Source organism: Bacteroidota bacterium, from assembly GCA_039111535.1.
Lineage (GTDB): Bacteria > Bacteroidota > Rhodothermia > Rhodothermales > JAHQVL01 > JBCCIM01.
The window spans coordinates 1-7,553 of record JBCCIM010000254.1; the positions used below are offsets into that span (position 1 = coordinate 1).

At 48.4% G+C, this 7,553-nt stretch carries 5 protein-coding genes; 2 read left to right on the forward strand and 3 right to left on the reverse strand.

Features of this window, described 5'->3' with window-relative positions; translation table 11 throughout:
- Nucleotides 1-239, forward strand: a 239-nt coding sequence (locus AAF564_24575) for a BlaI/MecI/CopY family transcriptional regulator (GenBank protein ID MEM8488745.1), incomplete at its 5' end; no start/stop codon positions are given.
- Entirely contained in the window at nt 236-1,957 is a 1,722-nt protein-coding gene (locus AAF564_24580) for a M56 family metallopeptidase (GenBank protein MEM8488746.1), read from the forward strand. The genes AAF564_24575 and AAF564_24580, both read left to right, overlap by 4 nt.
- A gap of 287 nt (nt 1,958-2,244) precedes the next feature.
- Here the strand turns inward: AAF564_24580 and AAF564_24585 are convergent, their stop codons facing one another.
- The 3 genes from AAF564_24585 to AAF564_24595 all read right to left on the reverse strand — a co-directional run.
- On the reverse strand, nt 2,245-4,806 hold the full coding sequence (locus AAF564_24585) for an ATP-binding protein (protein ID MEM8488747.1): 2,562 nt from the start codon (nt 4,804-4,806) through the stop codon (nt 2,245-2,247).
- A 218-nt stretch (nt 4,807-5,024) separates the two neighbouring features.
- On the reverse strand, nt 5,025-7,220 hold the full coding sequence (locus AAF564_24590; GenBank protein MEM8488748.1) for a hypothetical protein: 2,196 nt from the start codon (nt 7,218-7,220) through the stop codon (nt 5,025-5,027).
- 64 nt (nt 7,221-7,284) lie between these two features.
- Nucleotides 7,285-7,553, reverse strand: a 269-nt coding sequence (locus AAF564_24595; protein ID MEM8488749.1) for a hypothetical protein, incomplete at its 5' end; no start/stop codon positions are given.

Here is a 7,553-nt window from a genome sequence, read left to right on the forward strand (position 1 = left end):
GGTATCTCGAATTCACTCAAGAAGGGAAAGCCTATATCTACAAAACAGCAAGAGCCCCTCATGAGGTAAAATTTAATCTATTATCAAGCATCCTTGACAAAGTATTTAACGGGTCCTCGCTTGATCTGGTTGAATCGCTGGTAAAACACGAAGCATTGTCTAGAGAAGATAGGCGCGAGATTCTTCTTTTGATAGAGAAAATGGATGCGAATCAAACCAAAGATGATGAGGCTGAATGATGGAAATAATTCCTTTCTTTTCCTGGCTAGGCGAACTAAGCATATCGTATTTTTGGGCGCCAGTAGGTGTGTGGACTTTGGGGGCATTTCCACTTTTTATGATTGCAAAAAAGCTTGGGAGAAGGAGACCTGTCATTCAGTACCTTGCAACGACAGCATTGCTCATTTCACTGCCTCTTGGTTTTGTGATGATGCCGATGCTTGAAGATGGACTAACCAATATTACAGTGAACCGGCAAGTCTCGTCGCTACTAATTGAGCCCGTTGATAACATAGGCATGACAATTCCTGCCTACATGGAAGCTCCCGTAATAAAAAGTATTCCATCAAAAGCCAATGTTCCTGCACAACCAGCTCCGATAAATGGAAATACGATCGTTGGTATAATAACCACCTTTTTTGCCGTGGTGAGTGTTTATGGACTGTTGACCCTATCTGCCAAGCTGTTCTGCTTACGGGTAATGCGGCTAGAGTTAAGGCCAGTCGAAGACGCTAGTGCGCTGACTGCTTTACGACACATCAAAGAATTGCAAGGGATAAAAAGAAGCATACGCTTGATGTATAGTCCCCGGGGTATGGCACCCGCAACATTTGGGTTCTGGCGACCAATAATTATAATTCCAGAAGAGATTATTAACGAACCTGAGACTTTAAAACCGACACTCTACCATGAACTGATCCACGTGCGGAGGAATGATTATTTCAATGGGATAATCACACGATTTATAAGGGCCTTATATGTCTATCATCCTTTTGTCTTATTTCTGGAGAATCAATCAAAGACGTTTAGAGAGCTTTCATGCGATAACGAAATCCTCAATCAATCTGTAATGCCTCCCGGGGACTATGCCCGGCTGTTAATGCGGTTTAGTTCTGGATCGGCGGCACCTCATACTGTATCCATGATTGCACCGAAGTCGATTCTTAAGCAGAGGATTAAGGTGATGTCAGATTTTGTGGCAGACCATAAGCAATTACATCGTTCAATTCGCCAGCTTGTGATGCCAGCGCTTTTGCTCATCCCAGTATTTGTAATGTCTTGTGAGCTTGAGGAAGATTACCTTCGGCCTCATGAATATGGCGTCGTTGCCGAAGGCAAAGTCAGTAAGATCAATGAATTAGGACTGTCTCTGGAGATCCCGGATCGATGGGAGAAGATAAAGGTAAGCCGAAGAACGCAGGGTGATCGATTAGATAACTATCCTGAATCAATTCAGTATATATTAGAAGATGGAATAGAACAGCCTGATAAGTTGACCAGCGCAGAATACGTTTATCGGTATTCGAATGTAACGTTTCCTGAGTCGTTTGCGGATATAAAGCATCCCGACGATTTTAGACCAGAAAATTGGTTTCACTACTTCCTCACAATTCGTGTCGCATATTCATTCTCCTATAGTCGCCAGCGTGATAAACTAGAAGCATGTAGTGCTACCCCTTCTTGTACAGGACTGTCAACGTATTACAACAACCTGGAATTCAATCAATTGAGCTTGTCTGAAATTCCGTTTGATGCTGACGCAGGATTCCGATCCACTTCTCAAGACCCAGGTCAAGTCGATCCCCCCAATACGGTATTCAACTTTTTCTCAGATCGAAACAAAAAGAGCTACTGGATAAAATTTAGCGGCTCTACGATAGACCCAGAAAAACGTGAGGAGATTGAAGCCGAAGTCTTGAATGAAATTCTACCAACCATCCAATTCTTAGACATCTAGGGAAAAGACTATCTTTCTCGTGTTACCAGATTGACTCCCGTGATTTGTGGAGACAAGCGGAAAGCATAGCCCACAAAATTAGTGTTAGCTCGATTGTTAGCGTGCGCTATAAAAATGTAGAGAAATGAGATTCAGATGATCAAAGATGGATTTGGTGCAAGTCCAATATTTCCAAGGTAGACGCGCTAGACTCAAAATCTGGTGGCAGCAATGTCGTGTGGGTTCGAGTCCCACCCCGGGTACTGAACAGGCGGTGATGAACCAAGCTTCATCATCGCTTTTTCATTTCACACTACCCCCACGGTCCCCAGCACCTCTACTACCGCATCCCGACTCACCGGCTTTTGCAAAAACCCGTGCATGCCGGCTTCCTTGCAGGCAACGCGTAGCTCCTCCGTATCGTCCATCGACATCGCCACAATGCGTGATTCGTAGCCGAGGATGGCATGGACTGTTTCTTTTGTCTCGAATGCGTCGCCCTCTGTTAGCTCCAGATCTACAAACACCAGGTCAAACCGACTAACCGCACTGCGCAACGCTGCTACCGAATCAAACAGCTCAGCCTCACAATCCAACGCCTCAAAAAGCTTCAGGAAAATTTTCTGGCTGATCCGGTTCCCCTCTACAATCGCCACCCGCTGCTCAGCCTTGAAATTGGCTTCAGCAGCCGGCTCCAGCGCTGCGCACACTATGTCAAAGGTGAACGTAGCTCCTTCCCCTTCAACGCTTTCCACGGCTATCGAACCACCCATCAGTTCCGCAAGCCGCCGGCTTATTGCCAGCCCAAGTCCGGTCCCGCCAAAACGCCGTGTTGTCGATGAATCTGCCTGGGTAAAGGAGCTGAATATCGCTTTCTGCTTCTCTTTCGAAATGCCAATACCGCTGTCTTGCACCGCGCATTGAATGCGATGCATACCGGGTGTTTTGAGCGAAGTGCTGCGCACAGTCACACGTACGTACCCGCGTTCCGTAAACTTGATGGCATTGCTGAGCAGGTTGATGAATACCTGACGCAATCGGGTGATATCACCAACGATCGTTTCCGGTACCGACGGATCGATGGAAGCGGTAAGCAATAAGCCTTTTGCGCGCGCCTGTTGCGAAAGAATATCGACGGCTTCCCCGACGCAAGCCCTTAACGCAAAGGGCTTCAATTCGAGGTTCAGTTTGCCGGCTTCTATCTTCGAAAAATCCAGCACGTCATTTATTATCCCCAGCAGCGCCTCACCGCTCGTCTGGATAGTACCCAGAAATGCACGCTGCTCATCGTCCAGTTTGGTATCCCTCATCAGGCTGGTGAATCCAATCACACCATTCAACGGCGTACGGATTTCGTGGCTCATCGAAGCCAGAAATGTACTCTTTGCCTGGTTGGCGCGAATCGCTTCCTCCTTCAGTAATTCCACCTCTTTTAATTGCCCGCGGATCGTCTGCGTTTGCGCATCAATACGCAATTTGAGCATAACCGTCCAGGTCGCACCCAGTAGGACCAGACACACAAGCCCCATAATTACCCAACGCGTATGCGCTTCCGTCCACCAGGACCCTTCTGTGAGTACTACAACATCACCCGCTTTGCGCAATCGAAGCTCAAACGCATTAATCTCTGGAGGCTTTTCAAATCTTTGATCGTAATGGACCTTAATCACTCCGGTAAGCGACAGTAAGCTGCCTACTCTTGGTGCAGCCGAGGCTTCGCCATGCAGGTATGCATCAAATCTGTACGGGCCCATGTTAAGATTGTAGATGGTTGTACTGTCAATCCGGACCACTTCATTAAGTTGCGCTTCTAGCTGGACCAGCGAAAAATTGGACGTAGCAGACAGGGTATCAAGCGGCACTGGTAAAGGCGGATTGTCAATCGTCCCATAATTCTGAATCGAAGCATCTTCAATAGCGGGGTACGTATTTGAAATCGAAGGGAATCCAATCACGTCAACACTGTCATACAGTTGCACCCGCCCTGGGTGTCGTCCAATAACATCAATGGAGCCCGACCCATCTTTAACCGTGAAATCATCTGTGGGGCTAACATACGTCACAACACCGCTGATGCGTGTATATTCGCCTTCTGCGCGCTTAAGAGAAAAGGTGAACACGTTGCTGATATCTTCCCTGGGGACCTGGTCGAATGCGTTGGCGTGACCGGGCTTGATGACTTGCAGGAATTCAATGGAGGGCACCAGCAGCGTAAGTCCTACAAATTGCTTTTCGATGTTAAAAACACCCCCACCTACGCCCTGAATTTTGACAAACGCACCGGTCAGATTCTCAGGCAGCACACGGGTGCTATCATTGATTTGCACAACAACTTTGTTCCCATAACTATCCAGTTTCAGCTCGAAACCAGTATCAATGTCTGTGACCACTTCAGCTGACCGTACCACCCCTTCGACCTCTACCCACAACGCATCTTCTTTCCCTGTCAATAAATAGTGTGGCGATGCTGCGGACGGCGCCGGCAGTGGCTTTTTGCCCAGCACCGTTATCTCAGCGCCGGCTTTGATATCGGGTGCAAACCACCCCTGTACTGTCTCCCCATCAAGCCGGATGTGTGTACCGGGTGCCAGATACCGGGGCAGGCTATTTACAAAAATACCTCCTGTGCCATCCTGGATAAAGCAGTTTGGGGACTGATTATTCCAGCAATAGGTAATCACTGCCTCCAGTTCCACGCGATGCCCTTGACTTGCCTCTTCAGCAGACAAGCTGCGAACGGCTTCTACTGTTTGCAGGGATTGATGACTGGATTGCGCCAGTACCTGCACGCTCAGACAACTCCATGCAAGAAGTAGTACAGACAGGAAATTACTCAGTCTTTTAAGGGATATGGTAGCGCATAGATTCATTATCAGAATCGCCCAGTTACATAATGTGATATCTTCCTATTATCGAGATATCAGTTACAATAATTAATAGTGGCAGTTTTTTATTGAGTAGCTGAATTTCAGAGGATTTTACCCGAGACTGACCAGTGATCAACTGATGTATTTATATTTAGCTATCGTTACGGCCCAACACAACTGCTTGCAGGTAAGCATTTGTATTTAACGTGGTCCTGCGCCGGCTACTTGATCACCACCAATTTCTTGCTGGCTGCTGCACCCGTTTCTTTATTCTCAACCCGTACCAAATACACCCCACTTACTATGGACTGACGACTACTCGTCAACAGGTCCCATGACGCATTGCCGCCACCGGTAGTGTGTTCGATGCGCTTCACCAACTCGCCTACCTCGGTATAGATCGAGATCGTGCAATTCCCCGGGATGTCGAGGAATTCCACACGCGCCCGCGTTGGATCTCCATTGGGGACAAACCGCACGCTTTGGTCTGAAGACAGGTTAACGGGATTCGGGACAATTGCAAAATCGCCAACCTGCGCACCAGGCCGGCGCAACAGGGATGCTGGCGCGTAAGTTTGCGTATAGTAACGACCACTCCTCAGCGGCCTGCCTCCCGGAGTACCTGCGATACTGCGTTCGTCCACTGGGTTTTCAGGCCCTACCGCCTGTACATAGAAATAGTAATCCTTGCCTCGAACGACATCGGTGTCCACATAGCTTCTTGCAGTACCAGGCAAAGTCGCCAGAAGCGCGTACGGCAAGTTATCTACGTAATCACTCACACGATAAACTTCCCACTGGACCGGATCCTCAGTGCCAGGTATGATTACCCAAGACATGCTAATGTCTTCAGGCCCACTCTTCACTTCAAATTGCACAGGTGGCTTCGGCGGTTCAAGGACAGGATACTGAGTAAATCCATTGCTGGCGTCCCATACATCGCGGGCACGGTACATCATCTGGAAAAGAGAATCGCGCGCCGTCAGGTACCACTGGTTTTTTATCAGCGATTCGCCGCCGTTTTTGTACACACTATAATCCCACGGCGTCTCGTTGATGATACCATTGCCATTTGCATCAAAAGTAATCCGTAGATCATCGTCGAACCCACTATTTTTAAACGCTTCACCTACCACTTTTGCTGCACGATAGCTCAAGCCGGCAGCCCCTTCCGCCTCTACAATATTAACGGTATCACCAAACGCCATCTGATACGGACCATACGCCATAGTGGCAGCAAAACCGCCAGCTATACCTCTGGATGCATCATACACAGGATCCCAAAATTCACCATCAGGCTCAACAAGATCTGCAAAATGTGGGTAATTGCGCAAAGACCCTCCTGAGTAAAATACTGGGTTTTGCCGTGTGAGGATACCTAGCTCATAATAATCATGTTCTGATTCACCATCAGTCGTCAAGCGTTCATCATTGTTCAGCCAACCGATCGCATGGGGCTGATTTGCAGGATTATACGTTCGATCCGAAGGTGACTCATCCGCATGCAAAACGACACGACCTTGCATCGACATCCCAGCCAGCCGCCCGGTGGTATCACCAGCTGTTGTCCATTGGTTCGCATTGATCATCGGACTCCCAAGATGATCCCAGTTTACCGAAGCAAAATGCGGATCGAACCCGATCCATTGATAAATGGCAGTAAAGTCTACCGGATATTCCTGATGCCCATCACCCACAACATCAATCATCCCGAACTTCCCCCAGGCAGATGCTGCTGAACTGACCCATGCAGCCTGTGTACGCCCTACCCATCGGTAGGCATTAAAAAACAATACGTCGTTAAGTGTTTGTCCTGGCAGTTCGATCTCGTCATCTCCGTCTGTATTTCCATTATTTACCATCCTCCGGCGGACAATATGGAAGTCGTCATGCGTTTCATGCGCGTAGGCATACACCCAGCGCTCCGTTTCAAGGCCGAGTATCGTGCGATACTTGTGGTACAGCATCCTGTCTGCCGGCAATTCAGGATCAACCGCATCCACTACGACAGGATTTTTTTGTGATACCAAGCCATCAACCAGTACAGTTGTATACGGGAATTTCGCCACAAGTCGGGTGGTTACAGGAATCACTGTATTTGTGTGCGTTCGAGGGCCCGACCGAACAACGCGATAGGGCCATTTGCCACCACGTTCATCGGTCCATTCTTTCACGCCAACCCAGTATGCTTTGCCCCTGTAGTGCCCAGAGTGCCGGAGAATAGCTGGCCATTCCATACTTCGATTTTGCGTCTCAAGCTCAATATGCGCACCGCCTTCAGAGAACCGGCTATGCACTTCACCTATATCGAGCCAGGTCATTGTAAATGGCTGCGCTTGTATTTCACCGTTCCATATTGCTATACAAAACAGTGCAACAAGACACGCGCTCCAGTTATCAGACAAGACTGTTTTCATTTCATTGGCTCTTTGGATCGGCTATATCGAACATCAAGCACCCAGCTCAGCATTAAAAATAGGCTTACTCGCTTAAATAATTCAGGATATTCGAAATACTCTGACGCACCATCGGAGCCGATAGCGAATACCGATCATGGCCCGGGATGTACACGATAACTTTACCCGCTCCATAGTCGTGTGCCCACCCCTGGTAGGCGTGGCCGTTTGCTTCGGAATAGCTCTCCATAAACACGTTGGTCTCCGCCGGATCTAATTCCACCCTGAATTCCTCGTCACGGATGATGAAGGGCTCTACGTTTTCATTGAGTCCGCCATATGCTCCCACTGGGA

Excerpts from the sequence above, each read along its gene's own strand:
- AAF564_24580 (MEM8488746.1), top strand. The coding sequence starts at position 236 with ATGATGGAAATAATTCCTTTCTTTTCCTGGCTAGGCGAACTAAGCATA.
- AAF564_24585 (MEM8488747.1), bottom strand. The coding sequence starts at position 4,806 with ATGAATCTATGCGCTACCATATCCCTTAAAAGACTGAGTAATTTCCTG.
- AAF564_24590 (MEM8488748.1), bottom strand. The coding sequence starts at position 7,220 with ATGAAAACAGTCTTGTCTGATAACTGGAGCGCGTGTCTTGTTGCACTG.